The following is a 24,714-nucleotide window of genomic DNA, read 5'->3' as shown; positions in this document are numbered from 1 at the left end:
GTGATGGGTCTGGATGCTGGCAATGACCTGATTCTGAGCAAGAACGGTAGCGAAGACCTGCGCGTGCAAGCCAACGGCGCCTTCAGCTTCGCAACGCCGATCGCCAATGGCGCAACCTATGCCGTCACTGTCAAGGCGCAACCGCTGTGGCAGAACTGCGCCGTCACCAACGGCAGCGGCAGCGCGACCTCCCCGGTGAGCAACGTGACCGTCGTGTGCACCGCAGCGCAGGCGAACGTCACGACGTTTGCGGGCTCAGGGGCGAATGGTTCCGCCGATGGCAATGGCGTCAATGCACAGTTCTCTCAGCCAGAAGGCGTCACCGTGGACCGTCAGGGAGTCGTCTATGTGGGGGACATCCGAAAGATCCGCAAGATCACATCCGCAGGCGACGTCACGACGCTGGCGGGCTCGGCGACGACGGGTTCGGCCGACGGCAATGGTGTCAATGCAACTTTCAGCGGTGCATCAGGCGTTGCCGTCGACGGCAACGGGAACGTCTATGTGGCGGATACGAACAACCACTCGATCCGCAAGATCACACCCGCAGGCGATGTCACGACCTTGGCAGGCTCGTGGGCAAGTGGCGCGACCGATGGCAATGGCGCCGCTGCGAGCTTCTTCAATCCGATTGGCGTGGCCGTGGACGGTAGCGGGAACGTCTACGTGGCGGATACGAACAACAACCTGATCCGCAAGATCACACCTGCAGGCGATGTCACGAGGCTGGCAGGCTCCGGAACGCAGGGCGCGGACAACGGCTTTGGCGTGTTGGCCAGGTTCACGCTGCCGCGGGACGTGTGCGTGGACAGTGTCGGGAACGTCTATGTAGCGGATACGACTAACCACCTGATCCGCAAGATCACGCCGGCAGGCGATGTCACGACGCTGGCGGGTTCGGGGCAAGCGGGCGCCGCCAACGGCAATGGCCTTAATGCCGCATTCAACTATCCATTTGGCGTGGCCGTGGACCGGGGTGGGAACGTCTATGTGACGGATTCATTCAACAACCTGATCCGAAGGATCACTCCGGCGGGCGATGTCACGACGCTGGCGGGCTCCGGGGCAAGCGGTTCGGTCAACGGCACTGGCGCCAATTCGTCATTCAATTACCCGCAAGGCGTGGCCGTGGACAGCGACGGGAACGTCTATGTGGCGGATCGAGACAACAACCTGATCCGCAAGATCAGCCCTGTTCGCACGCCGTGATTCGTCGCGACCGGCGGTGCGCCGGTGCGAGGTGCCAGGTCTTGACGTGCCCTGGGGCCGCTGACCGATCCTGATCGTCGACCCTCGCCGATCAAGGACGCCCGATGCCGTGCATCGGGCGTTTGCACTGGCGGGTCCGCTGCTCAGACCACCCGACCCGGATTGAGCAGGCCGCGCGGATCCAGCGCCTGCTTGATCTGCCGCATCAGCTGCATCGCCACCGGGCTCTTGCGTTGCGCCAGTTCCTCGCGCTTGAGCTGCCCGATGCCGTGTTCGGCGGAGATGGACCCGCCGTGCGCCGACACCTGGTCGTAGACGAGCGCGTTGACCCCGGCCTCGTGCTCGCGCAGGAAGTCGGCGGGCGCGACGCCTTCCGGCGCCTGGACGTTGTAGTGCAGGTTGCCGTCGCCCAAGTGGCCGAAGTCCACCAGCCGCGAGCCTGGGAAATGCTCCGCCAGCTGCGCGTCGCAGCGCTCGACGAAGGCCGGGATGCGCGACACCGGCAGCGCGATGTCATGCTTGATGTTCAGGCCTTCCTCGCTCTGCGCCAGCGGGATGGACTCGCGCAGGTGCCACATCGCCTGGCTCTGCGACAGGCTCTCGGCCACCGCCGCGTCGTCGATCGCGCCGCGCTCCAGGGCTTCCTCGAGCAGGCCCTCGAACTGCGTGCGGGCGTGGTCCTCGCCTTCGCTGTCCGACAGCTCCAGCAGCACCGTCCACGGTCGCGGACCGAGCGGCTGCGTCAGCTGCGGGAAATGCTTGCCGACCAGCGCCAGCGACAGCGCGTTCATGACCTCGAAACCGGTCAGCGCCGCGCCGCAGCGCGATCGCGCCAGATCCAGCAGCGTCACGGCGTCGCCCAGCGTGTCGCAGGCGGCCAGCGCCGTCATCCGCGCGCGCGGCAGCGGATGCAGCTTCAGCGTCGCCGCGGTGATCACGCCCAGCGTGCCTTCCGAACCGATGAACAGGTCGCGCAGGTCGTAGCCGGTGTTGTCCTTGCGCAGCCCGGACAGCCCGTCCCAGACCGTGCCGTCGGCGGTCACGACCTCCAGGCCCAGGCACAGATCGCGCGCGTTGCCGTAGCGCAGGACCTGCGTGCCGCCGGCGTTGGTCGCGAGGTTGCCGCCGATGGTGCAACTGCCCTCGGCAGCGAGGCTCAGCGGGAACAGCCAGCCCGCGTCGCGCGCCGCCTGCTGCACGTTCTGCAGCACGCAGCCGGCCTCGACGGTCATCGTCAGGTTGGACGGATCGATCTGGCGGACACGGTTCAGACGCTGCAGGCTCAGCAGAAGTTGCGCGCCCGAGTCGTCGGGAACGCCGCCACCGACGAGTCCGGTGTTGCCGCCTTGCGGCACCAGCGCCACGCCGTGCTCGCGGGCGAGCGTCACGACCGCGGCGACCTGCGCCGTGTCCGCCGGTCTCACCACCGCGAGCGCACGCCCCACATAGCGCTTGCGCCAGTCGCGTTCGTAGCCGGAGAGATCGTGCTCCGCCGGCAGCAGGACGTGCGCCTCGCCCAGCGCCGCGCGCAGCGCATCGATCAGGGCGGCACTCATGCAGCGTCCTTCGCGCTGTCCTTCGCGGCGGCGTCCTGTCTCGATGCGTCGCCGGCCCCGGCGGCATCCGGCTGGGCTTCAGCCAGCCGCGCCTCAGCCAGCCGCTGCCGGATCTGCGCGGCGCAGGCGACGAAGATCGTCACCGACAACACGACCTCGACCCACGCGAGCGCCATGCCGAGGCCGCCCTCGGACGTGCCGCGCACCAGCCCTTCGGTCACGTAGAGCCAGATCATCAGGCTGAGCCAGCGATAGGTGTACATGCGATAACGCCACAGGCCGGGCAGCGGCAGCAGCAGCGGCAGCGCCTTGATCGCGAGCGTGCCGCGCCCGGTCGGCGCGAGCCAGAGCTCCCACGCCAGGCACACCAGCGCCAGCGCCAGCGTGGCGAAGAACGCGAGCTGCCGGCTGCCGCGTTCGCGCGCGGTCGGGGCCGAGCGGGACGTCGGCGAGGCGGGCGCGGCGCTCATCGAAGGGGCGGCATCGAGGCTTGACATGGCTGGCATCATAGCCAGCATGATCAGTGAAGTTCAGGCGCAGACGCAGAGCTGGCGCGAGGGAATCCGGGAGCTCGGACGGGAGCTGTTGACGTGGCCGTATGCGCGCACGCTGCGCCTGTTCGTGCAGCGTTTCCGCGAGGAACGCCTGGGCCTCACGGCCGGCAGCCTGACCTTCACGACGCTGATCTCGCTGGTGCCGCTGCTGACCGTCGCGCTGGCGCTGTTCACCGCCTTCCCGATGTTCTCCAGCTTCCAGTCCGCACTGGAGAAGTACTTCCTCAAGTCGCTGATCCCCGACAACATCGCGCGCCCGGTGCTGATGTCGCTGACGCAGTTCGCGGCGAAGGCGAACCGGCTCGGCGTTGTCGGCCTGATCGTGCTGGCGGTGACGGCGCTGTCGCTGATGCTGACCATCGACCGCACGCTCAACCAGATCTGGCGCGTGCAGCGGCCGCGGCCGATCGCGCAGCGCGTGCTCGTGTACTGGGCGGCGCTGACGCTGGGCCCGCTGCTGCTGGGCGGCAGCCTGACGGTCACCAGCCTGCTGGTCTCGGCCGGCCGCGACCTCGTCGACAACCTGCCGCGCGGGCTGGTGGTGCTGCTCAACAGCGTGGACCTGCTGGTGCTCTGGGCCGCCATCGCGGGGCTCTTCCACTACGTGCCCAACACCGACGTGCGCTGGCGCCACGCCTTGACCGGCGCGGCCTTCGTCGCCGTGGCCTTCCACCTGGCCAAGCTGGCGCTGGCCTGGTACGTGAAGCAGGTGCCGACCTATTCGACGCTCTACGGCGCGTTCGCGGCGGTGCCGATCTTCCTGATCTGGATCTACGTCGGCTGGTCGATCGTGCTGCTCGGTGCGATCCTGGCGGCCAACGCGCCGGCCCTGGCCGGCGGCGTCAGCGTGCGCGCCAACAAGCCCGGCATGCAGATGGCGCTGGCGCTGGACGTGATCGGCGAGCTCGACGCGGCGCGCGCCGGCGGGGAGTCCGGCCTGTCGATGCTCGGCCTGTCGCAGCGCCTGTCGGTCGACCCGCTGCAACTGGAGCCCGTGATCCAGCACCTGCAGAAACTGGACTGGATCGGGCGCCTGGAAGAGGAGGGCGCGCAGCGCCTGGTGCTGCTCTGCGATCCGTCCTCGACGATCGCCGAGCCCCTCATCCGCACGCTGCTGGCGGACCGGCAGCCGGGCCTGTCGGCGCTGTGGGAGCAGGCCGGCTGGGAACAGACGACCGTGAGCGTGCTGATCGGGCGCGGCTCACCCGCCGGGTCTGGCGGGTCCGGCGGGGCGGCAGGGCTCGCGACGCCCTTGACGCCCTTGACGCCCTTGACGCCCGCGGCGTCCTCGACCGCGTCCGCTACCGCAGCCACGTGACGGCCGCGCCGCCGATCACCGCCAGCAGGGCCACCACGGAAAAGATCGCCCGCCGGTAGGGCGGCTTGGGTCGCGTCGCGCCCGTCGGTTTCATGCCGTACTTCGGCGTGGCGCCGAGCGGCAGCGCGGCCTTGTCGATCAAGGGCGTGGAGCGATGTTCGCGCGCTCTCTGCTCGGCGACGCGCAGACGCGCGGATCCATCCAGCAGCTGGAGCTGCTTCGCCTGGGTTTCGGTATCGATCGTGGCCGGTTGGGTCGGGGTGGGGATGTGGGGGTGCTTGTCTGAAAACGAGCGTTGCTGCATGTGGACTGCCTTGACTGCAATACGCTCCCTCGCCTCCGCGAATCCGGCCCATTGTGACGACGCTGACGCAGGGGTCAAGTAACAGGGGGTTGATTCTGCCGTTCGCAAGGCGTCCGGGAAGGGGTCTTGTGGGGGACGAGTCTGATTGAGGCTAGACTTGATAGCAATCTCTCATCGGAGTGATATCAATGGCAGCGGTGACGATCAGGAATCTTTCGGATGTCGCCCATGAGGCGCTCAAGCGTCGTGCTGCGCGTCATGGACGAAGCACTGAGGCTGAGATTCGCCAGATCCTGGAGGATGCGGCAGCTCCCGCGGAAGGGCTGGGCACGGCGCTGGCGCGCATCGGTCAGCGGATGGGGCAACCCGGTTTGAAGCTTCCACGGCGCACGACGAAAGTGACGCCGGCTGAGTTCGAATGATCCTGCTTGACACCAATGTCGTGTCTGAACCGCTCAAGCCGCGGCCAAGCGCGGCGGTGTTGGGGTGGTTGAACGCTCAGGATCCCTGGGATCTTCATATTTCCACCATCACCGTGGCCGAGTTGTTCGCGGGCGTGGAGGTCTTGCCCAAGGGGAATCGCCGCTCAGGGCTGCAGCGTCTCATTGAGCGCGAGCTGCTTCCGCTCTTCGAGGGTCGTATCCTGCCGTTCGATGAAAGTGCCGCACGAGAGTTCGGCAAGATCGTTGGGCTTGGAAAGGCAAAAGGACGACCGGTGAAGTTTGACGATGGTGCCATTGCAGCGATTGCAAAGGCCAATCGCATGACCGTGTCGACTCGCAACATCAAGCATTTCGAGACGACTGGGGTCCACGTTGTGGATCCGTGGCTCTGGACGTCCTGACGACGCGCCTAGACCCGTTGCGTCAGGCGTGCAGCACGACCAGCAGCGCCGTCGCCGCTTTCTTCGACAGGTTGCGGATGGCGTGCGCGCCGTCGACCGCGTAGCGCGCGGTCTCGCCGGTCTTGACCATCTGGCGGCTGCCGCCGGCCGTCACTTCGAGTTCACCGCCCAGCACGCTCAGGTGTTCGCGGGAGCCGGGCTCATGCGCCGCGGACTCCAGCGCGCCGCCCGGTTGCACGGTCAGTTCGTACCACTCGAAGTTGCCGGCCAGGTCGATGGGACCGAGGATCCGCAGCCGGCACAGGCCGTCTGGGCTCGACAGCCCGGGCGTCCCGTGCGACGCGACGATCTCGATCGGCGGCGCGGCGGGTCTTTCGCCGCCCAGCAGCTCGGACAACTCCACCCGCAGCGCATTGGCCAGCCGCCACACCACCGCCACCGTGGGATTGGCCTGGTTGCGCTCGATCTGCGAGAGCATCGACTTGGACACGCCCGCTCTTCGCGAGAGCTCGTCCAGCGACAGGCCCTGCGATTGCCGCAGCGTCTGCAAGGTCGCACCGACGCGCGGTGGTTCCAGTTTTTCGGAGGGAGTGGCGGACATCGGCGGCTTGGGCAAAAGGGCGGCGAGCGTTCGGGACATTCAGGGAAACGGGGGAACTCGGGTAGCGTTCCGGCAAGCGCCGACGCCTTGACCGGCTGCGGTGCTTCCTTGATACTGCACGGCTGTTCGATATAACGAACACGTTCGATTTAACGGATTGTGCCGCAGGAGCACCGCATGACCAACATCGTCCCCCCGTCCACCGACGACTTCTATCGCCACCTGCAGAACGAACTGCAAGGCATCCGCGACGCCGGCCTCTACAAGAGCGAGCGCATCATCACGGGCCCGCAGGGCGCGATCGTGAAGACGAACGACGGTCGCGAGGTGCTCAACCTGTGCGCCAACAACTACCTGGGCCTGTCCTCGCATCCGAAGGTCGTGGAAGCCGCGCATGAGGCGCTGCGCACCCACGGCTACGGGCTGTCGTCGGTGCGCTTCATCTGCGGGACGCAGGACATCCACAAGGAACTCGAGCAGCGCCTGGCGCGTTTCCTCGGCACCGAGGACACGATCCTGTACGCGGCCGCCTTCGACGCCAACGGCGGTCTGTTCGAACCGCTGCTGGGCGAGCAGGACGCGATCATCAGCGACGAGCTGAACCACGCCTCCATCATCGACGGCATCCGCCTGTGCAAGGCCAAGCGCTTCCGCTACAAGCACAACGACATGGTCGACCTGGAGGCGCAGCTGACGGCCGCGCGCGCCGCCGGCGCCCGCCACGTCATGGTCTTCACCGACGGCGTGTTCTCGATGGACGGCACGATCGCGCAGCTCGACAGGATCCGCGAGATCACCAACCGCTTCGGCGCGCTGCTCGCGATCGACGAGTGCCACGCCAGCGGCTTCATGGGCAAGACCGGCCGCGGCACGCATGAACACCGCGGCGTGTTCGGCAAGGTCGACATCATCACCGGCACCCTGGGCAAGGCGCTGGGCGGCGCGTCCGGCGGTTTCACGACCGGCCGCAAGGAAGTGATCGAGCTGCTGCGCCAGCGTTCGCGCCCCTACCTGTTCTCCAACACCGTGGCGCCGAGCATCGTCGGCGCATCGATCGCCGTGCTGGACCTGCTGGAAGGCAGCACCGCGCTGCGCGACAAGCTCGAGGCCAACACGACCTACTTCCGTGAGGCGATCCAGCAGGCCGGTTTCCAGATCAAGCCGGGCACGCATCCGATCGTGCCGGTGATGCTGTTCGACGCGGTCAAGGCCCAGCAGCTGAGCGCGCGCCTGCTGGAGCTGGGCGTCTACGCGGTCGGCTTCTTCTACCCGGTGGTGCCGAAGGAGCAGGCCAGAGTGAGAGTGCAGATCTCCGCCGTGCATGAGCGCGAGCATCTGGAGAAGGCGGTGGCCGCGTTCGCGCAGGCGGGCCGCGAGCTGGGCCTGGTGAAGTAAGAAGCAGCGTTAGAAGAAGATCCCATGACGACGAAGATCCTGTTGATCGGCGCGAACGGCCAGATCGGTTCCGAACTGGCGGTGGAACTCGCCAAGCGCCACGGCAACGCCAACGTGATCACCAGCGACGTGGCGCCGCAAGGCCGCGTGCCGCAGCTGACGCACGAGATGCTGGACGTGACGGACGCGGCCGCGCTGGCGGCGGTGGTCAAGCGCCACGGCATCACGCAGGTCTACCACCTGGCGGCGGCCCTGTCGGCCACCGGCGAGAAGCACCCGATGTGGGCCTGGGACCTGAACATGAAGGGCCTGCTCAACGTGCTGGAGCTGGCGCGCACGGTGAAGCTGGAGCGCGTGTTCTGGCCGAGCTCGATCGCGGCCTTCGGTCCGCAGACGCCCAAGCGCGACACGCCGCAGACGACGGTGATGGACCCGACGACGATCTACGGCATCTCCAAGCTGGCGGGCGAGGGCTGGTGCCGCTGGTACCACGCCAACCACGGCGTGGACGTGCGCAGCCTGCGCTACCCGGGCCTGATCAGCTGGAAGACGCCGCCGGGCGGCGGCACGACCGACTACGCGGTCGAGATCTTCCACGAGGCGCTCAAGCGCGGCCGCTACACCTGCTTCCTGAAGGGAGACCAGGCGCTGCCGATGATGTACATGCCCGACGCGCTGCGCGCGACGCTGGAGCTGATGGAAGCGCCGGCGGAGCGCATCACCGAATGGGGCAGCTACAACCTGGCGGGCGTGAGCTTCACGCCGGAGCAGATCGCCGCGTCCATCCGCCGCCGGATCGCTGGCTTCGAGATCGACTACGCGCCGGACTTCCGCCAGAACATCGCGGCCAGCTGGCCGCAGTCCATCGACGACTCGGTCGCGCAGCGCGACTGGGGCTGGAAGCTCGGCTACGACCTGGACGCGATGGCGGATGACATGCTGGCGTCGCTGAAGGCGCAGGCGGAGCAGGCTCCGCCGTCGGCGCAAGGCTGAGCGGTCAGGCGGACAAGGACGTAGAGTTCGGGGCTGATTCCTTCAGTCCAGTTCATCCAAGTGTCCCGACTCACCGCTGAATTCCAACGTCTCTACGCCGCCGGTCCTGACGGATCGGTGCGCGCGCTCGTGCTCGACGTCGGGCGCCCCTCGGATTGGGACCTGCTCGGCGCCGTCTGGCGCGGTGTGCAGCTCGATCTGTCGCTGCCCGCGCCGGGCATCGCCATCGCGGGGGAGAACAGCTATCAGCTGTGGTTCTCGCTGCAGCAGGGCTGTTCGCCGGACGAGGCGAGGGCGTTCTTCGACGGATTGACGGCGCGCTACCTCAGCGACGTGGCTGCGCCGCGCATCCGATGCCTGACGGAGCCTCCGGCGGTGCCGGCCGAGGTCAAGGAAGGCCAATGGTCCGCGTTCGTCGCGCCGGACCTGGCGCCGGTGTTCGTCGAGGCGACCTGGCTCGACATCCCGCCGGGCGTCGAAGGGCAGGCGGACCTGCTGAAGACGTTGAAGAGCATCACCCCGCAGGAGTGGGCGGTGGCGATGGGGCAGCTCGCGCCGACGCTCCCGCAAGACCTGGCACCGGCAACCGCGTCGTCGACGCCGGACGCCTCCGGCCCAGCGTCTTCTTACGCGCTCGCCACCGGCTTCAGCGATCCCCGCGCCTTCCTGCTGCAGGTGATGAACGATGCGACCGTACCGATGGCGCTGAGGATCGAGGCGGCGAAGGCGTTGTTGCCTGTCATGGCGACGCCCTGACTTCAGCCGGTCAAGGTCAGCACGCCCTCCGGATACCTGGCGCACATGAAGTCCACAAACGCCTTGACCTTGGGACTCGCGAGCCGGCGCGAGGTGTGCAGCACCCACAGCTCGACCTCCTTGCCGCTCACCGCGCCCCATTGGACGAGTTCGCCGCGCGTGAGCTGGCTCCAGACGATGGATTGAGGCAGCAGCGCGACGCCCGCGCCTGCGAGCGTGGCGTCCCTCACCATCAGCATCGACGACAGCCGCAGCACCGGTCTTGGTGCGAGCCTCAGCGCGCCGCCATCGAGTTCCCAGACCTCGCCCTCCCGGGTCGCGCTGACTACCGCGGGCACCTCCACTGCGGGCAAATCCACCGCGGGCACCTCCACCACGGTTTCGCTCGAAACTGCCTCGCCCGAAGGCGCCTTGCCTGCGGCGGACCTGCGAGAGACCGTCTTGCCTGAGGCGGGCCTGCTGGATGCAGGCATCGCGAACGATGGCGCCGCGACGACCACCATCCGGTCCTTCGCGAAGCAGCGTCCCACGAGCGCGGTGTCCATGCGCGGGTTGGGCCGGATCGCCACGTCGAACCGTTCATCGACGAGGTTCACCACCCGGTCCTCACCGACGACCTCGACGGTCACGCCGGGGTGGAGCGCGCGGAACTCGGCACTCAGGCGTCCCATCGCGAGCTGCGAGAACAGCAGCGGCGCGGCGACCCGCAATTGCCCGCGGACCTGATCCGCGCCCTCGCGCGTGGACGCGAAGGCGTCGGCCACCTCGTTCATCGGACCTTCCGTCCGGCTGAGCAAGGCCTGACCCGCTTCCGTCAGCTCCAGCCCCGTCGCGCTGCGCTCGATGAGGCGCACGCCGAGCTGCTCCTCCAGATCCGCGACGCGACGCGACAGGGTCGCCTTCGAGCGGCGGCTGGCGCGGCTCGCCCGCCCGAAGCCTCCATGCGTCGCGACCAGATTGAAGTCCGCCAGTGCGTTCAGGTCCATGTGTTCCACCAATGAGACAGACGGTATCGATTTTGGCGTCTGTGTTTATCGAATGCAACGGCCTATCGTTCATCCATCGCCACCCACCGATGGAAGGAACTGAACCATGACCACCGTGCAAGCCCTGACCCTGAATGCCTACGGCGGCGCCGAGGCCACCACGATGTCCACGATCGCCGCCCCGGTCGCGCAGGCCGGCCAAGTGCTGGTGCGCGTTCGGGCCGCCGGCCTCAACGCCCTCGACTGGAAGGTGCGCGAGGGCTACGTCCGCGACGCCTTTCCGATCGCCTTGCCGGCGGTGCTTGGCATCGAACTGGCCGGCGTTGTCGAGGCCGTCGGCCCCGGCGTGTCGCGCTTCCAGGTCGGCGACCGTGTGATGGGGCCGCTCGGCGCTCTGGGCGCCTACGCCGAACTGGTCGCCGTGAACGAGGCGAATCTGGCGCCGACGCCCGAAGTGCTCGATGACCTGACCGCCGCGTCGCTGCCCGTCGCCGTTTTGGCCGCCTGGCAGAGCCTGCACTTCGCCGGCCCCCTCTGGCCGTCCCAACGCGTGCTAGTGCATGGCGCGGCCGGTGGACTGGGTCGCTTCGCAGTCCAGTTCGCGAAGCGGGCCGGCGCTCATGTCATCGCGACCGCCGCCAGCGACGACATCGACGCGGTCCGCGCGCTCGGCGCTGACCAGGTCATCGACTACCGGACGGAGCGCTTCGAATCGGTGGTGCGCGACATCGACCTGGTGCTCGACTACGTCGGCGGCGACGTGCTCGACCGCACGTGGCAGGTCTTGTCCCGCAACGGTGTCGTCGTCGGCACCTCGTCGCCCGGGATCCTGGCCAGCACGCCGTCAGGCCTGCGAGGCCTGTGGTTCGTCATGAAGCCCGACGCGGCGCTGCTGGAGCACGTCGCGCAGCAGGTCGCCAGGGGCGAGCTGCAGGCCCGCGTCGGCGAGGTCGTGCCCTTCACGGCGCTGCCCGCCGCCATCGAGCGCCACCGCACTGGCGCCATCCACGGCAAGGCCGTTGTCGACTTCAGCGCCTGATCGATTCCCCGTCAGCCCGTTATCCCGTTCCCCCGTTCCCTTTCACCACCCACCATCCCCACACAAGGAGTCCCCCATGAGCATCCTCGTCACCGGTGCCAGCGGCACCATCGGTTCCCTCGTCGTCCAAGCTCTTGCGCGCGAAGGCGCTTCCGTCAAGGCACTGGTCCGCAAGTCGGGCAAGGCGCAGTTGCCGGACGGCGTCGCCGAGGTCGTCGCCGACATGTCCGACATCCCGTCGATGCGCCACGCGCTGTCGGGCGTGCGCACGCTGTTCCTGCTCAACGCGGTCACGCCGGACGAAGTCACGCAAGGCCTGCAGACGCTGAGCCTGGCGCGGGAGGCCGGCATCGAGCGCATCGTCTACCTGTCCGTGATCCACGCGGACCGGTTCACCGACGTGCCGCACTTCACCGGCAAGCACACGGTGGAGCGGATGATCGAGAGCCTGGACCTGCCCGTGACGGTGCTGCGCCCGGCCTACTTCATGCAGAACGATCAGCAGGTGCAATCGGTGATCGAAGGCTACGGCGTCTATCCGATGCCCATCGGCACCGCGGGCGTGGCGATGATCGACACGCGCGATCTGGCGGATGTCGCCGTCGCGGAACTGCTGCGCCGTGATGCGGCGCCCGGACCGCTGCCGCGTGTGGTGCTCGACGTCGTGGGTCCGGAGGAACTGTCGGGCGCGTCGGTCGCCGAAGCCTGGAGCCGCGTGCTGCAGCGGGAGATCCGCTACGGCGGCGACGACCTGGCGGCCTTCGAGGCCCAACTGGCCAACGCGGCGCCGTCCTGGATGGCCTACGACATGCGGTTGATGATGGCCCGCATCCAGCAGCACGGCATGAAGCCGGCCGCCAGCACCGTCCAGCGCCTGGAGACCCTGCTGCGTCGACCGTTGCGCCGCTACGAGGCGCTGATCGGAGAACTCGCTGGCGCGGCGTGACGCCGGCGCGCAGGGAATCCAGGCAAGTCGTCGTCAAGACGACTCGCCGGATTCCTGTGCCCAGCGACGGAGGTAACTCGGGGCGTTGATGCCATATCGCGTGGCGACCGCGTCCACATCTTCTCCCGCCTTGACGGCGGCACCGGCAGGACCATGGCAGGCCAACTCCTGCAATCGGAAGTGGTAGCTGACGTTGCTGAAGCCATGGCGGAGGAAGACATCCACCACCCTCTCGCCCGCCAGGACGGCCTGGCTGGCTGGCCCATCGAAAACCATCTGGTCCAGCCTGCGGATGGCACCTTCACTGAAATGAAATTGATATCCCCGGCGCTTGTTGCTGAAGAAGCTGCCGGACTGATACACCTCCTGAACGCGTTGCCCCGCCAGCACGGCGGCCCCGGCAGGTCCGTCGACGGATCGATGCGCCAGATAGTCGTAGCCCCTCCTGTCCAGATCGAAGGCGGTGGCGGTATCGGCGACTGAAGCGCCAGCGCCCACGAGTGCGCTTGCCTCCTTGTGAGCGACGGTCCATGCCAATCGCTTCATCTCTCGAGGCGACGACAGTTGGAAGGCGGCGGCGACCGCCTCCTCGCTTTCTCCTGCTTCCACGGCGGACCAGGCGCTGTCATGACATGCCAGTCTCAATTTCAGGGCCAACGGGGGCTGGTCCGCGATGTGAGGCAAGGAGGCGACGACAGCGTAAAAGTCGGCGACGCGGTCGGACCGCCGCACCGCAGGCAATTCGCGGAGGCGCGTCGCCCACTGCTGCAGGGCGTCGACCTGATGCGCGGGCCGCAAACCCTGGATCGATGAGGTCAACACGGCGAGGTCGGTGGAGCGTTCGCACGCTTTTCTCACAGCGTCGAGCGTGCGCGCCTGGTTCAGCTGGTAGGCGAAGGAAGCGGCGATGTGTCTGGACCCTGTGCGGGTGAGTGCGACAAGATCCTTTGCGCCGAGATGGCTGCCGATCCTTTCGAGCAACTCCGGGGGCAACTCAACCAAAGAGCGCTCGGTACCAGAGGCCGCATCCTGCGCCGCTGTCTCCGTGGCGGCATGAAACTCAGCAAACGCACTCAATCCCTGCGCCGCGCCGTCGTGCGCGTTCGTCGTCTTCATCATTGGCCTGTCCTGGTTGACCTCGATTCGAACCTCCACTCGCGACACGGCGAATGGAAGGGTTCTTTGTCAACCAAGTCCAGCGTGGGTTCGGGTGCCTGGGACGATCCGGAACGAGGCGGTGTCCGGCCCCCCATCAGAACCGGATCTTTCCGATCCAGATGTCCTTGTACATGACCCAATCGCCCATGAAGCTGTACAGCGGCCGCTTGAACGACGCGGGCCGGTTCTTCTCGAAGCCGAAGTGCCCGATCCACGCGAACGCGTAGCCGCACAGCAGGCCGATGAGCACGAAGCTCCACGTCTGCGTCGCCAGCGCGTAGGCCAGGCACAGCAGCCCCAGCGTCGAGCCGACGAAGTGCAGCCGCCGGCAGGTCCGGTTGCGGTGCTCGCCGAGGTAGAACGGATAGAACTCGGCGAAGCTTCGCATCGCCTTCACGCGGTCGGCGTTCGGGTCCGAATCCTGGGGCGCGTGGGGCAGGGGGCTGGTGCTCATGGTCGTCTCCTGGCGCGGCCCTCGCGGGCCGTCTGCTTGGCTGAGGTCGTCACCGTACGGCGCTCAGACCAGCGCCGCCTTCAATGCATTCAACATCCCCTCCGGCGCCTCGGTCATCAGTGAATGCCCGGCCGGCAAGGTCTGCACGCGCGCGCCGAGCATCTCGGCCAGCTGCTTTGCCGCCTTCGGCGGCGTCATCGTGTCTTTCGCGCCGAGGATCATCTCCGACCGGATGCCGGCCGCGGTGACTTGCGCGACAGCCTCCGGCGCGCGCTGGTAGCGATCGCAGACCAGGAAGTCGTGCTCGAAGAGATTGCCGTGCTCGCCGTAGCCGTCCTGCATGCGCTCCATGAGCGCCAGGTTGCCGCCGTGCATCCACGCGCCCGGTCCGGGATAAGAGGGCTTGCCCGCCGTCGTCGAGTGCGAGAACGCGTTGACCATCGCCATCGCCGCCCGCGGCCGTTCGCGCGAGGTGCTCAGCAGCGCGTCCGAGACCTTCATCGGCCACGCGGTGCCGACCATCACCAGCCGCGACACGCGCGCCGGGCGCCGCGCCGCGGCTTCGAGCGCGATCAGCGAGCCCATCGAGTGACCGACCAGCGACACCGTGCCGTTCGTGCCCGGCGCGCCGACGCCGGCGGCGTCGAGCACCTCGTTGATCCAGTCACCGAGCGCCTCCACGTCGTCCAGCGCGGGGCCTTCGCTGCGGCCGTGCCCGGGCAGGTCGACCGCCAGCACGCCGTGGCCGTGATGGGCGAAGTGGCGCGCCAGCAGCGTCCATACGCTGTGGTCGTGCAGCGCGCCGTGGATGAACACGACACACGGCAGGGTCGCGTCGAAACGCTTGCCGCCGGTGTACGCATAGGCCGACCGGCCTTGGACCTTGAGCTGCTTTGCACTCATTTCGACGCCACCTTCAACGCGGTTTTCAGATCGGCGATCAGGTCGTCGGGATCTTCCAGTCCGATGGACAGGCGGATCGTCCCGGCCCGGATGCCCGACGCCGCGAGCGCCGCGTCGTCCATCCGGAAATGCGTCGTCGACGCAGGATGGATGACCAGCGAGCGGGCATCGCCGACATTCGCCAGATGCGAGAACAGCCGCAGCGATTCGATGAAGCGCCGGCCCGGCTCGCGTCCGCCCTTCAAGTCGAAGCTGAAGACGGCGCCGCTCCCCTTGGGCAGCAGCTTGCGCGCCAGCGCGTGATCGCGATGCGAAGCCAGTCCGGGGTAGTTCACGCGCTCGACGATGTCCTGTGTCTCGAGGAACTCCGCGATCTTCTGCGCGTTGCTCACATGGCGCTGCATCCGCAGCGGCAGTGTCTCGATGCCCTGCAGGATGAGCCAGGCGGTGTGCGGGCTCATGCAGGCGCCGAAGTCGCGCAGGCCCTCGCGACGCGCGCGCAGCAGGAAGGCGCCGACGGTGCTTTCCTCGGAGAACACCATGCCGTGGAAGCCGTCGTACGGCTCGCAGAGCTCGGAGAAACGGCGACGCTCGCCGCTCGCCGCATGGGCGCGGTCCCAGTCGAAGCGACCGCCGTCGACCAGCAGTCCGCCCACGACGGTCCCGTGCCCGCACAGGAACTTGGTGGCCGAGTGGTAGACGAGGTCCGCCCCCAGCGCGATCGGCTGCTGCAGATACGGCGTCGCGAAGGTCGCGTCGACCAGCAGCGGCCGGTGCGCCTCATGCGCGATCTGCGCGATCGACGGGATGTCCAGCACGTCGAGGCCGGGGTTGCCCAGGCTCTCGCCCAGCAGCAGCTTCGTCTGCGGTCGGATCGCCGCGCGCCAGGCGTCCAGGTCGCCGGGCCGCACGAAGCTCGTCTCGATGCCGAAGCGCTTCAGCGTGTAGTGCAGCAGATTGTGCGAACCGCCGTACAGCGCGCTCGACGCCACGATGTGGTCGCCGGCCGCCGCGATCGTCGCGATCGCGAGGTGCAGGGCGGCCTGGCCGCTGGCGGTGGCCAGGCCGCCGATGCCGCCGTCCAGGGCGGCGATGCGTTCCTCCAGCACGGCCGTCGTCGGGTTCGACAGCCGCGAGTACACATGCCCGCTGCGTTCCATGTTGAACAGGCCCGCGGCCTGCTCGGCGCTCTCGAACACGAACGAGGTCGTCAGATGCAGCGGTACGGCGCGGGCGCCGGTGGTGGGGTCGGGCGCGGCCCCGGCGTGTAGCGCCAAGGTATCAAAGCCCGGGTCGGATGGACCTGACATGGGTGTCTCCTGCTTGTTATGGTGTCCAGTCGTGTCTGGCGCCGGGCATTGTGTGCTATGTTGCCAGCCAAGCTTTTTCTCCCACGTCCATGAAAGTCTCCGACATCCTGCGCGTCAAGGGCAGCACGCTCTTCACCGTCTCTCCCGACACTCCGCTGGCCCAGGCCGCGGAGACCATGGCCGAGCGCGACATCGGGTCGCTGGTGGTGATGGAGTTCGGCGATCTGGTCGGCATGCTGACCTTCCGCGAGGTCATCCAGGCGGTGGTCGGCAACGGCGGCAGCGTCGGGACCCGGCTGGTGCGCAGCGTCATGGACGACGCGCCGCTGACCTGCACGCCCGAGACCGAGATCGACGAGGTCCGCCGCATGATGCTCGGCCGTCACGCGCGCTACATGCCGGTGCTCAACGGCCGGCAGCTGATGGGCGTGATCTCGTTCTACGACGTGGCCAAGACGGTCGTCGACGCGCAGGACTTCGAGAACCGCATGCTCAAGGCCTACATCCGCGACTGGCCGGCCGAGGACGGTGCCACCGCCGCCTGATCGCCCGCTCAATTGAAAACGCCCCGGAGTTCCGGGGCGTTCTTCATTGCAAGTTCGATGTCAACGCTCGACATTGCAGGTTCGATTTCAACGCTCGATGACGACGTTCGACGCGGTGCCGATTTGGGATGCCCGGCTAGGCGCAAACCGCAGCCATAGCCCAGCTATGGCGAGGATTTGCAACAACGCCGGGCGCCCAAATCGGCGCCGCGGCGAGCGTCGTCACATCCAAGCCACTCCGTAGTAGTCATAGACCTTGCGGCCATATTCGTCGGAGTACTCGGGGCGGTCGGTCTGCGCGTAGCGCGGCGCCTCCTCGAGCTGGTCCTCGCGCAGCGGCACGACGTAGCCATCCAGGCTGGTGTCGTACTTCAGCATGTTCCAAGGGATCGGATACCGGTCGGTGCCGATGCCCAGGAAGCCGCCGAACTCCAGCGCCGCATAACGGACCAGGCCCGAGCGCTTGTCGATCACGAGGTTGTCGATCGAGCCGAGCTTGTCGCCGTTGCCGTTGTAGACCTTGGTGCCTTCGACGCGATCCGAGGCGATGGTGGTGCTTGCCATGAGGGGGTCTCCTGGTGGTTGGGATAAGACCTTCGAGGCAATCGCCGTGCCGGTCCCCGCGGGAATTTCTCTTGCCTCGACAAAGAAAATCCTTCCCGCCCTCAATGCCGCGCTCCACCGCGGCCGCCCCGCATGCCCAAGCTGCCCCACGCCGTCCAGGAAGCCGTCGACATCGTCAGCGAAGCCGCGCAAAGCTGGAGCGACGACAACGCGCCCAGCATGGGCGCGGCGCTCGCGTACTACACGCTGTTCTCGATCGCGCCGCTGCTGCTGATCGTGATCAGCGTGGCGGGCCTGGTGTTCGGCGAGCAGGCCGCGCGCGGCGAGGTCATGGAGCAGCTCTCCGGCCTGCTCGGGACCGACGGCGCCATGGCGGTCGAGGATCTGCTCAAGCGCGTGAACCGGCCGGAGCAGGGCGGTTGGGCCGCCGCGATCGGCACGATCGTGCTGCTGGTCGGGGCGACCTCCGTCTTCGCCGAACTGCAGAACTCGCTCAACCGGATCTGGAAGGCGCCCACCGTGCGCAGCGGCCCGGTGTGGCAGGGGCTGGTCACGCTGCTGCGCAAGCGTCTGCTGTCGCTGGGCCTCATCCTCGGCCTGGGCTTCCTGTCGATGATCTCGATGGTGGCCAGCGCCGCGCTCGCCGCGATCAGCAAATGGTGGACGCCGTGGCTGGGCACCGAGTTCGTCCTGCTCGCGCAGATCCTGAACGGCACGCTCGCCTACGCGCTGATCACGGTGATGTTCGCCGTCATCTACAAGTGGGTGCCGGACGTCCCCGTGCGCTGGCGCGACGTCTGGGTCGGCGCGCTGATCACGTCGGCGCTCTTCAGCCTCGGCAAGACGCTGATCGGGCTGTACATCGGCCGCAGCGGCGTGAGCTCGGCCTACGGCGCTGCGGCCTCGCTGGTGGTCATGATGCTGTGGGTCTACTACTCGACCCAGGTCTTCCTGATGGGCGCCGAACTGAGCTGGGCATTCGCGAAACGCCACAGCCTGCGGGACCAGGCCGCCGAGACGGCCACGCGCACGCTGGCGCCGGGCTGACGCGCGCCCGGCAAGAGCACGCGATCACGCGCCAAGCCGCGCCGATCCTCGATCTGCGTCCGGCACGTCGCTTGCCACATCGCCGGGATGATCGCGACGTCCCTCGAACAGCGCGCCCGCCCGCCGACCTCTCCGGAGTCGGGCGACGCGGGCGTGCTCGCGCTGGACGCGCTGCCGGTGGACGCGCACACGCAGGCCGAGGAGCGTCACCGCCGATGGTGCAACGTGCGTCGCGTGCTGCTGGTCCGCCTGGACGGCGTGGCGGGCGTGCTGGCCTCCACCGCGTCCTTCGCGGCGGTGCACGAGACGATGCCGTGGACGCAGTCGACCCTGCTCGCCGCGCCTGAGGCGCTGGCGTTGCGGCCGCATCTGCAGGCGGTGGACGAGGTCGTCACCTTCAACGCGCCCTGGACCGCCAGCGGCACTGCCGCGCTGAACGCGGAGCCGTCGACGATGCGCGGCGACGCCGAGATGCACCTCGTGCGCAAGCTGCGCCGCAGCCACTTCGATGCGGCCGTGCTGTTCTCGCCGTCGTCGCAGAGCGCGTTGCCGGCGGCCCTGCTGTGCCGCATGGCAGGCATCCCCTTGACGCTGGCCCATGTCCGCGAGCCGGCGCATGGTCTGCTCAGCGACGAACTGCTGGACGACACGGCCGGCGACGACGACACCCGGCGTCAGCTCGCCCTGGTGGCGCATGTCGGCATGCGCACCGCCGACGAGCGCCCCCGTCTGCGGCTGCTGCCCAAGGACACCCACCAGATGCGGAACGCCTTGCAGCAAGCGGGATTGCGTTTTGGTCAGCGCTACGTCCTGGTGTGCCCGGGCGGGGGCGGCGCGCGCCACTGCCAGCCCGCGGCATTCGCGGCGGCGGCCGACGTGCTGCTCGACGCCTGGGCGGACGACACAGCGGTCGTGCTGTGCGCGCTGCCCGGCGAAGAGGCGGCCCTGGCCGAACTGCGCGCGACGATGCCGCAGCGGGGCCACGTCTTGCTGCCGACCGTCTCGATCGGGGAACTGGCCGCGCTGGCGGCCGGCGCCCGCGTGGTCGTGGCCACGGACGACCTGCCGCTGACGGTGGCCGCCGCGGCGCGGGTGCCCGCCGTGCTGCCCGGCGAGGCCTTGCGACGCGAGATGAACTTTTCCTGAACCGCTGAGGGTTCGGCAGCGACACATCGCGATCGAGCCCCGATCAAGCCCCGATCGAAGGGTGGCGCCACTTCAGCGAAAGGAATTCCATGTACAACCATTTCGGATCGACCTCGGCGTCGTCGCGGGCGTTCCCCGGCGGCGCAGATGAGCCGATGTTTCCCTCCTCGATCCAGATCACCGAGCTGCCCGATGACGCCGAGGTGGACGACGGCAAGGACGCGGTCGACAAGAACAGCCCTGAGATGAAAGCCTTCCTCAGCGAGCTGAAGGCGAAGCAGCACCAGGATCAGGCTCGCCTGCTGGCCGGATTCCGCCGTCAGATTGCCGGACAGCAGGAGCCCTCCGCGCCGCCGACCCTGCAGAAGGAGGCCCGGCACGAGCTGCTGCAGGCCCAGAAGCAACTGCGAGCGGCCCAGCAACAGCTGAAGCAGGCCTACCGGCAAGTGCAGCAGTTGCAGCATTCGTTCTCGCCCTGGTCGGTGCCGGACCCGTCTGGCGCGTCCGGCGAATGGGCCATGCCGAATCAGTGGGCCATGCCGAACCGATGGACGCGCTTCGATCCTTACGGCTGCGGCTCGTTCGCTCCCAGGTTCCGCCACCCGCACGTTCCGCCCTTTGCGCCGCTCTGCTCGCCTTATGGCATGAACTTCGCGGACCGCTGCGTGTTCTCGCCCTTCGATGGATGCGGTGGCTTCGGATCGGCGCTCCAGTCCGGACTGGCCGGCCTGATCGGTTTCGGATTGGGTGCGGCGCTGTTCTGACCGCCTGACCTCCTGCGGGACCTTCCGCGGGACCTCCCGCATGCCCCATGTCGCGGCCACGAAATCGTCACAGGACGTTCGTGCGGGCACGGAGCTTGCCTGTCCTGCGAGCCGCGCGTGGACGCTCGGCGACCGCGCGGACCGGACGGATGCCCGACTGCGCTCCCGTTTCCATCACAGGAGGTTTTCATGCACCTGCACAAGCTTGCTTGGGCGATCCCGCTGACGTTGGCCGCGACCGTGGCCCACGCGGAAAGCTCCGGCAGTTTCCTGGAGGGTGCCAGGCTCGCGGCGCTGGTCCGTCCGGAGGCCGCGGCCCCGGCCAACGGCCCGTCCCGCCACACTCCCGCCGGTGTCCGTCCCGCCCCGCAGGGTCAGACGCCGTCGCCGAGCACCTCTGCGTCCCCGAGCCCGTCCTCCGTCATCGACGCCGACAGCGAGTCTTCCGGCGCGTCGTTCGAGATCCGCAACTTCCTCACCCTGGTCGTCGCCTTGGCCTTGGTGGGATGGGTCCAGCGCCGCCGTCGGGATGCCTGAGGTCCCCCGTCGATTTCAGCGGTCCCGCGGACCGCTTGCCGGCACCGGCGTGGTTCTCGGACCGCGGCCGGTGTCGTTTTGTGGGGCCTGTTGTTCGTATGTCGTTTGTGTGCGGACGCGCATCGACCAGCTCTCACCGGAATATTTTTCAAATCGAATCGCCAAGGGGCTGGCAAGCGGGCCGCTTGCTGCAAGAATGAGTTAGATGAGTTCGGTTGACCTAGTTCACGAAAGTCCCGACTCAAAAGAGTGACCACCCCCCCATAACGAAGGATGTACCGGTGACCCATGCGTTGATCGTGGATGACGATATCGATTCCGTCGCCACCCTGCAGGAACTGATCGCGAGCGAGAAATTCACCGTGTCGGTGGCCCATACCTTGCGCGATGCCCGGCGGCATATCGCGCTGCAGCAGCCCGACGTGGTGCTGCTGGACCTGCAACTCCCCGACGGCAACGGCATGGAGCTGTTCCAGGATCCCCAGTTGGTGGCCAACTCCGAGGTGGTGCTGATCACCGGTCACGCCAGCCTGGACACCTCGATCCAGGCGCTGCGCCTGGGCGCGGCCGACTACCTGGTCAAGCCGATCAACATCAAGCAGCTGCAGGGCGTGCTGTCGCGGGTGATGAAGCCCGCCGCGCTGCAGGCCGAGGTCTCCGAGCTGAACGCCAACCTGGCCAACACCGGTCACTTCGGGCTGCTGTGGGGCCGCACCCAGCCGATGCAGCGGATCTACGAACAGATCTCGCGCGTGGCGGGCACCAGCGTGTCGGTGTTCATCAACGGCGAGAGCGGCACCGGCAAGGAGCTGGTCGCGCAGACGGTCCATGATCTGAGCCGCCGCCGCAAGAAGCCGTTCCTGGCGGTCAACTGCGGCGCCATTTCGCCCAACCTGATCGAGAGCGAGATCTTCGGCCACGAGAAGGGCGCCTTCACCGGCGCGGACAAGCAGCACGAGGGCTTCTTCGAGCGCGCCAGCGGCGGCACGCTGTTCCTCGACGAGCTGACCGAGATGCCGATGGAGCTGCAGGTCAAGCTGCTGCGCGTGCTCGAGACCGGGCGCTTCATGCGCGTGGGCTCGACGACGACGCTCGACGCCGACGTGCGGGTCATCGCCGCGTCCAACCGCCCGCTGTTGCAGGCGGTGCAGGCGGGCAAGCTGCGGGAAGACCTGCTGTACCGCCTCAACGTGTTCCCGATCGAGATGCCGCCGCTGCGCGACCGCCTCGACGACGTGCCGCTGCTGGCCGACCATTTCCTGCGCCAGATCGCGGCGAAGGAAGGCAAGAACAAGCGCTTCACGGCGAAGGCGCTCGCGCAGCTCCAGACCTACCACTGGCCCGGCAACGTGCGCGAGCTGCGCAACGCGGTCCAGCGCGCGTATGTGATGGCGGTGGCCGATGTCGTCGACGAGCAGTGGCTGCCCAAGGGCGAGGGCGCCGACCCGCAGTCCACGGCTGCGTCGGCCGCGGCGGTCACCAGCCTCGGCGGGAGCGTCCCGGCGGCCGCGCCGGCGCCCACCTTCGTGACCGCGGCGGAAACCTCCGGTCCGTCGATCACGATGCCGCTGGGCAGCTCGATGGCGCAGGTGGAGAAGGCCTTCATCCTGGCCACGCTCCAGCACTACAAGCACCACAAGGAACAGACGGCGGCCGTGCTGGGCATCAGCCTCAAGACGCTCTACAACCGCTTGAAGGAATACGCCGCCGAAGACGCGGCGGCGGCGGACAAGGCCGAGCAGTAAGAGGCGCTCCCGACCTCGCTCGGCCAGGCGCGGGCACTCCACGATGCATGGGGGATCCCTCCAGGACCCCCAAGCATCATTCCGGCCCCATTGGAAGATGCTGACTTCCGTCCCTCGGTGATGTCCTGACGGAGGATCCTCACTGACCCCCTCTCCCGCTTGCGGGAGAGCGCCGGGTGAGGGCAGGGGTGAGGGCCTGCGGTGCTGGCATGCGGCCTGCCTTGGGAAAGGCAGGAGGACTCGTATGTCGTTGCGTTGGGTATCCGATTGCGAACCCGGTCTGCGCCGCAAGCGCGCGGCCAAGGGCTTCCGTTATGTCGATGCCGCAGGGCGGCCGGTGCGCGACGCATCGACCTTGAAGCGCATCCGCGCATTGGCGATTCCGCCCGCCTATGAGGACGTCTGGATCTGCTCGCGCGACGACGGCCATATCCAGGCCACGGCGCGAGACGCGCGCGGTCGCAAGCAGTACCGCTATCACGCGGACTGGATGGCCCTGCGCGGCGAGAACAAGTTCAGCCTGCTGCTCGACTTCGGCCAGCGCCTGCCCCGCCTGCGCAGGCAGGTGCAGCGTCGGCTGCGCCCGGACGGTGTCGATCGCAGCCTGGACCGCGAACGCGTCATCGCGGCGCTGGTGCGGCTGCTCGATCGCACCTGGATGCGCATCGGCCATCGCGAGTACGCGCGCAGCAACGGCTCCTACGGCCTCAGCACCTTGTTGTGCCAGCATGTGAAGGTGAAGGGCGACGCGCTGCTGTTGAGCTTCCCCGGCAAGAGCGGCGTGCGCCATCAGCTCGCCGTGCGCGACGACCGCGTCGCGGCCCTCGTGCGCCGCTGCCGCGATCTGCCCGGGCAGGAGCTGTTCGGCTACGAGGACGAGGCGGGCGAGCCCCATCGCATCGATGCCTCCGACGTCAACGACTGGCTCGCCACCGCCGGCGGCCCGACCTGCAGCGCCAAGGTCTTCCGCACCTGGCATGCGAGCGTGCTGGCGCTGGACCTGCTGTCGGACCACGCGCGCGCCGGCACCGCGCCGGTGGATGCACTGAAGCAGACGGTGAAGGAAGTGGCCGCGCGGCTGGGCAACACCGTGGCGGTCTGCCGCAAGTCCTACATCCACCCGGCGGTGCTGGCGTGGGGTCAGTCCGACCGTCTGGCGACCTTGCCGTCGCAGCGCTGGATCGGCAAGCCGCCGGCGGTGCCCGGCCTGAGCGTCGCGGAACGGCGGCTCATGGGGCTGCTCCGGACGCAGCCTCGCGTGGAGGTCGCTACGCCTGCGCCTGCGCCTGAACCTGTGAAGCCTTCGGCGAGGCCGTCGTCGCCGCGTTCACCGGGCTCAGCGGGGCGCCGAGCGCCTCGTCCGTCAGCGCCGTCGACGTCGCGGCCGACGCCGCCTCGCGCAGCAGGTGCTCGGCCAGCGACGGCCAGTCGCTGAAGACGCCCGCCGGCTCGCGCAGCGGGGAGCGCCGCCAGACGGTCTCGCCGCCGGTGTCGAGCAGCAGGCCCGTGGCCCCGGCGCGATGTCCCGCCTCGACGTCGTCGAGCAGGTCGCCCACCATCCACGAGCGGCCCAGATCGAGGCCGTGCGCCCGCGCCGCGCGCGTCAGCATGCCAGGGGCCGGCTTGCGGCACAGGCAGGCCGGACGGCCTTGCGCATCGGGCGCGTGCGGGCAGACCGCGACGTCGTCGAGCGCCACGCCGAATTCGTCTTTCAGGCGGCGCAGCAGGGCCCCCTGCAGATGCGCGAACTGGACACGGGTGAACGCGCCGCGCGCGATGCCGCTTTCGTTGGTGACCAGCACCAGCGCCAACCCCGCCGCGCTCAGCCGCGCGAGCGCCTCGCCCGCGCCGGGCATCAGCCGCAGGCGCGAAGGATCGTGGATGGCCGCGTCGTCAGGCTCGACCAGCGTGCCGTCCTTGTCGAGGAAGACCGCCGGGCGCAGCGATCCCGGCGAAGGCCCTTCGGGCCGCTCGCGGGAAAAATCCAGGTCGTGAAGGGAGAGGGTGGCGAGGGGAGCGTCGAGCCAGGCGGTCACAGGG

The 24,714-nt window shown here is 68.2% G+C and carries 26 protein-coding genes and 1 pseudogene; 16 read left to right on the top strand and 11 right to left on the bottom strand.

Annotated features, from left to right (window positions below; all coding sequences use genetic code 11):
- The first annotated feature begins 3 nt into the window (after positions 1-3).
- Positions 4-1,209: an NHL repeat-containing protein gene (locus tag ACQ4L4_RS08745; protein WP_431103857.1), complete on the top strand. Its 1,206-nt coding sequence runs from the start codon at positions 4-6 to the stop codon at positions 1,207-1,209.
- Positions 1,210-1,352: 143 nt separating this feature from the next.
- Here ACQ4L4_RS08745 and ACQ4L4_RS08740 read toward each other — a convergent pair whose 3' ends face one another.
- Together ACQ4L4_RS08740 and ACQ4L4_RS08735 are read right to left on the bottom strand one after the other, a co-directional pair.
- Positions 1,353-2,765: an FAD-binding oxidoreductase gene (locus tag ACQ4L4_RS08740; RefSeq protein WP_431103856.1), complete on the bottom strand. Its 1,413-nt coding sequence runs from the start codon at positions 2,763-2,765 to the stop codon at positions 1,353-1,355.
- Complete coding sequence (locus ACQ4L4_RS08735; protein ID WP_431103855.1) at positions 2,762-3,262, bottom strand: DUF2069 domain-containing protein; 501 nt, start codon at positions 3,260-3,262, stop codon at positions 2,762-2,764. The genes ACQ4L4_RS08740 and ACQ4L4_RS08735 overlap by 4 nt, the downstream gene beginning before the upstream one ends.
- A gap of 19 nt (positions 3,263-3,281) precedes the next feature.
- Between ACQ4L4_RS08735 and ACQ4L4_RS08730 the strand changes: the two genes are divergently transcribed.
- The gene (locus ACQ4L4_RS08730; protein WP_431103854.1) at positions 3,282-4,637 is read left to right on the top strand and encodes a YihY family inner membrane protein; all 1,356 of its coding nucleotides are present in this window, start codon (positions 3,282-3,284) and stop codon (positions 4,635-4,637) included.
- On the opposite strand, the gene ACQ4L4_RS08725 is transcribed toward ACQ4L4_RS08730, so the two are convergent.
- A complete protein-coding gene (locus tag ACQ4L4_RS08725; protein ID WP_377154821.1) occupies positions 4,621-4,941 on the bottom strand; it encodes a hypothetical protein in 321 nt (106 codons plus the stop codon). The genes ACQ4L4_RS08730 and ACQ4L4_RS08725 overlap by 17 nt on opposite strands.
- 188 nt (positions 4,942-5,129) lie before the next feature.
- On the opposite strand from ACQ4L4_RS08725, the gene ACQ4L4_RS08720 reads away from it, so the two are divergent.
- Positions 5,130-5,363 (top strand): FitA-like ribbon-helix-helix domain-containing protein, encoded by a 234-nt coding sequence (locus ACQ4L4_RS08720; RefSeq protein ID WP_377154822.1) that lies wholly within the window; start codon positions 5,130-5,132, stop codon positions 5,361-5,363.
- Positions 5,360-5,785 carry a type II toxin-antitoxin system VapC family toxin gene (locus ACQ4L4_RS08715; protein WP_377154823.1) on the top strand — a complete coding sequence of 142 codons (426 nt, stop codon included), beginning with the start codon at positions 5,360-5,362 and terminating at the stop codon, positions 5,783-5,785. The genes ACQ4L4_RS08720 and ACQ4L4_RS08715 overlap by 4 nt, the downstream gene beginning before the upstream one ends.
- 22 nt (positions 5,786-5,807) lie before the next feature.
- Here the strand turns inward: ACQ4L4_RS08715 and ACQ4L4_RS08710 are convergent, their stop codons facing one another.
- A complete protein-coding gene (locus tag ACQ4L4_RS08710) occupies positions 5,808-6,386 on the bottom strand; it encodes a helix-turn-helix domain-containing protein (RefSeq protein ID WP_431103853.1) in 579 nt (192 codons plus the stop codon).
- 177 nt (positions 6,387-6,563) lie between these two features.
- Here ACQ4L4_RS08710 and kbl point away from each other — a divergent pair, with 177 nt between their 5' ends.
- From kbl to ACQ4L4_RS08695, 3 genes are read left to right on the top strand one after another with little or no spacing between them, the layout of a single operon-like run.
- Positions 6,564-7,781 (top strand): glycine C-acetyltransferase, encoded by a 1,218-nt coding sequence (gene kbl / locus ACQ4L4_RS08705; RefSeq protein ID WP_431103852.1) that lies wholly within the window; start codon positions 6,564-6,566, stop codon positions 7,779-7,781.
- A gap of 24 nt (positions 7,782-7,805) precedes the next feature.
- A complete protein-coding gene (locus ACQ4L4_RS08700) occupies positions 7,806-8,774 on the top strand; it encodes an NAD-dependent epimerase/dehydratase family protein (RefSeq protein ID WP_431103851.1) in 969 nt (322 codons plus the stop codon).
- 60 nt (positions 8,775-8,834) lie between these two features.
- Positions 8,835-9,530, top strand: coding sequence for a hypothetical protein (locus tag ACQ4L4_RS08695; RefSeq protein WP_431103850.1), 696 nt, complete (start codon positions 8,835-8,837; stop codon positions 9,528-9,530).
- Between the two features lie 2 nt (positions 9,531-9,532).
- Here the strand turns inward: ACQ4L4_RS08695 and ACQ4L4_RS08690 are convergent, their stop codons facing one another.
- Positions 9,533-10,516: a LysR family transcriptional regulator gene (locus ACQ4L4_RS08690; protein ID WP_431103849.1), complete on the bottom strand. Its 984-nt coding sequence runs from the start codon at positions 10,514-10,516 to the stop codon at positions 9,533-9,535.
- Positions 10,517-10,622: 106 nt separating this feature from the next.
- Here ACQ4L4_RS08690 and ACQ4L4_RS08685 point away from each other — a divergent pair, with 106 nt between their 5' ends.
- A complete protein-coding gene (locus ACQ4L4_RS08685; protein WP_431103848.1) occupies positions 10,623-11,555 on the top strand; it encodes an NADP-dependent oxidoreductase in 933 nt (310 codons plus the stop codon).
- Between the two features lie 76 nt (positions 11,556-11,631).
- Entirely contained in the window at positions 11,632-12,501 is an 870-nt protein-coding gene (locus ACQ4L4_RS08680) for an SDR family oxidoreductase (protein WP_431103847.1), read from the top strand.
- 33 nt (positions 12,502-12,534) lie between these two features.
- Here the strand turns inward: ACQ4L4_RS08680 and ACQ4L4_RS08675 are convergent, their stop codons facing one another.
- The 4 genes from ACQ4L4_RS08675 to ACQ4L4_RS08660 form a co-directional block, all read right to left on the bottom strand.
- Positions 12,535-13,617, bottom strand: coding sequence for a hypothetical protein (locus tag ACQ4L4_RS08675; RefSeq protein ID WP_431103846.1), 1,083 nt, complete (start codon positions 13,615-13,617; stop codon positions 12,535-12,537).
- A gap of 136 nt (positions 13,618-13,753) precedes the next feature.
- Entirely contained in the window at positions 13,754-14,113 is a 360-nt protein-coding gene (locus ACQ4L4_RS08670) for an Mpo1-like protein (protein ID WP_431103845.1), read from the bottom strand.
- A gap of 63 nt (positions 14,114-14,176) precedes the next feature.
- Positions 14,177-15,016, bottom strand: coding sequence for an alpha/beta fold hydrolase (locus ACQ4L4_RS08665; protein ID WP_431103844.1), 840 nt, complete (start codon positions 15,014-15,016; stop codon positions 14,177-14,179).
- Positions 15,013-16,326, bottom strand: coding sequence for an O-acetylhomoserine aminocarboxypropyltransferase (locus tag ACQ4L4_RS08660; RefSeq protein WP_431103843.1), 1,314 nt, complete (start codon positions 16,324-16,326; stop codon positions 15,013-15,015). Before ACQ4L4_RS08660 ends, ACQ4L4_RS08665 begins: the two co-directional genes overlap by 4 nt.
- 89 nt (positions 16,327-16,415) lie before the next feature.
- Here ACQ4L4_RS08660 and ACQ4L4_RS08655 point away from each other — a divergent pair, with 89 nt between their 5' ends.
- The gene (locus ACQ4L4_RS08655; protein ID WP_377154834.1) at positions 16,416-16,871 is read left to right on the top strand and encodes a CBS domain-containing protein; all 456 of its coding nucleotides are present in this window, start codon (positions 16,416-16,418) and stop codon (positions 16,869-16,871) included.
- 222 nt (positions 16,872-17,093) lie between these two features.
- Here ACQ4L4_RS08655 and ACQ4L4_RS08650 read toward each other — a convergent pair whose 3' ends face one another.
- Entirely contained in the window at positions 17,094-17,435 is a 342-nt protein-coding gene (locus ACQ4L4_RS08650; RefSeq protein ID WP_431103842.1) for a PRC-barrel domain-containing protein, read from the bottom strand.
- 132 nt (positions 17,436-17,567) lie between these two features.
- Between ACQ4L4_RS08650 and ACQ4L4_RS08645 the strand changes: the two genes are divergently transcribed.
- The 6 genes from ACQ4L4_RS08645 (at position 17,568) to ACQ4L4_RS08620 (ending at position 24,109) form a co-directional block, all read left to right on the top strand.
- A complete protein-coding gene (locus ACQ4L4_RS08645) occupies positions 17,568-18,482 on the top strand; it encodes a YihY/virulence factor BrkB family protein (RefSeq protein WP_431103841.1) in 915 nt (304 codons plus the stop codon).
- 87 nt (positions 18,483-18,569) lie between these two features.
- On the top strand, positions 18,570-19,628 hold the full coding sequence (locus ACQ4L4_RS08640; protein ID WP_431103840.1) for a glycosyltransferase family 9 protein: 1,059 nt from the start codon (positions 18,570-18,572) through the stop codon (positions 19,626-19,628).
- A gap of 89 nt (positions 19,629-19,717) precedes the next feature.
- Positions 19,718-20,392 carry a hypothetical protein gene (locus tag ACQ4L4_RS08635; RefSeq protein ID WP_431103839.1) on the top strand — a complete coding sequence of 225 codons (675 nt, stop codon included), beginning with the start codon at positions 19,718-19,720 and terminating at the stop codon, positions 20,390-20,392.
- A gap of 189 nt (positions 20,393-20,581) precedes the next feature.
- Positions 20,582-20,929: a hypothetical protein gene (locus tag ACQ4L4_RS08630; RefSeq protein WP_431103838.1), complete on the top strand. Its 348-nt coding sequence runs from the start codon at positions 20,582-20,584 to the stop codon at positions 20,927-20,929.
- A 281-nt stretch (positions 20,930-21,210) separates the two neighbouring features.
- Positions 21,211-22,674 (top strand): sigma-54-dependent transcriptional regulator, encoded by a 1,464-nt coding sequence (locus ACQ4L4_RS08625; protein ID WP_431103837.1) that lies wholly within the window; start codon positions 21,211-21,213, stop codon positions 22,672-22,674.
- Positions 22,675-22,918: 244 nt separating this feature from the next.
- On the top strand, positions 22,919-24,109 hold the full coding sequence (locus tag ACQ4L4_RS08620) for a DNA topoisomerase IB (RefSeq protein WP_431103836.1): 1,191 nt from the start codon (positions 22,919-22,921) through the stop codon (positions 24,107-24,109).
- A gap of 13 nt (positions 24,110-24,122) precedes the next feature.
- On the opposite strand, the pseudogene ACQ4L4_RS08615 reads toward ACQ4L4_RS08620, so the two are convergent.
- Positions 24,123-24,710: pseudogene (locus ACQ4L4_RS08615) on the bottom strand (D-glycero-alpha-D-manno-heptose-1,7-bisphosphate 7-phosphatase); the annotation flags it as partial.
- Positions 24,711-24,714 lie beyond the last annotated feature (4 nt).

This window comes from Roseateles noduli (genome assembly GCF_050626985.1).
In the GTDB taxonomy this organism is placed as follows: domain Bacteria; phylum Pseudomonadota; class Gammaproteobacteria; order Burkholderiales; family Burkholderiaceae_C; genus Roseateles; species Roseateles noduli_A.
Note: the sequence above shows the minus strand (reverse complement) of the source record. Positions and strands in the feature narration are given on the sequence as shown.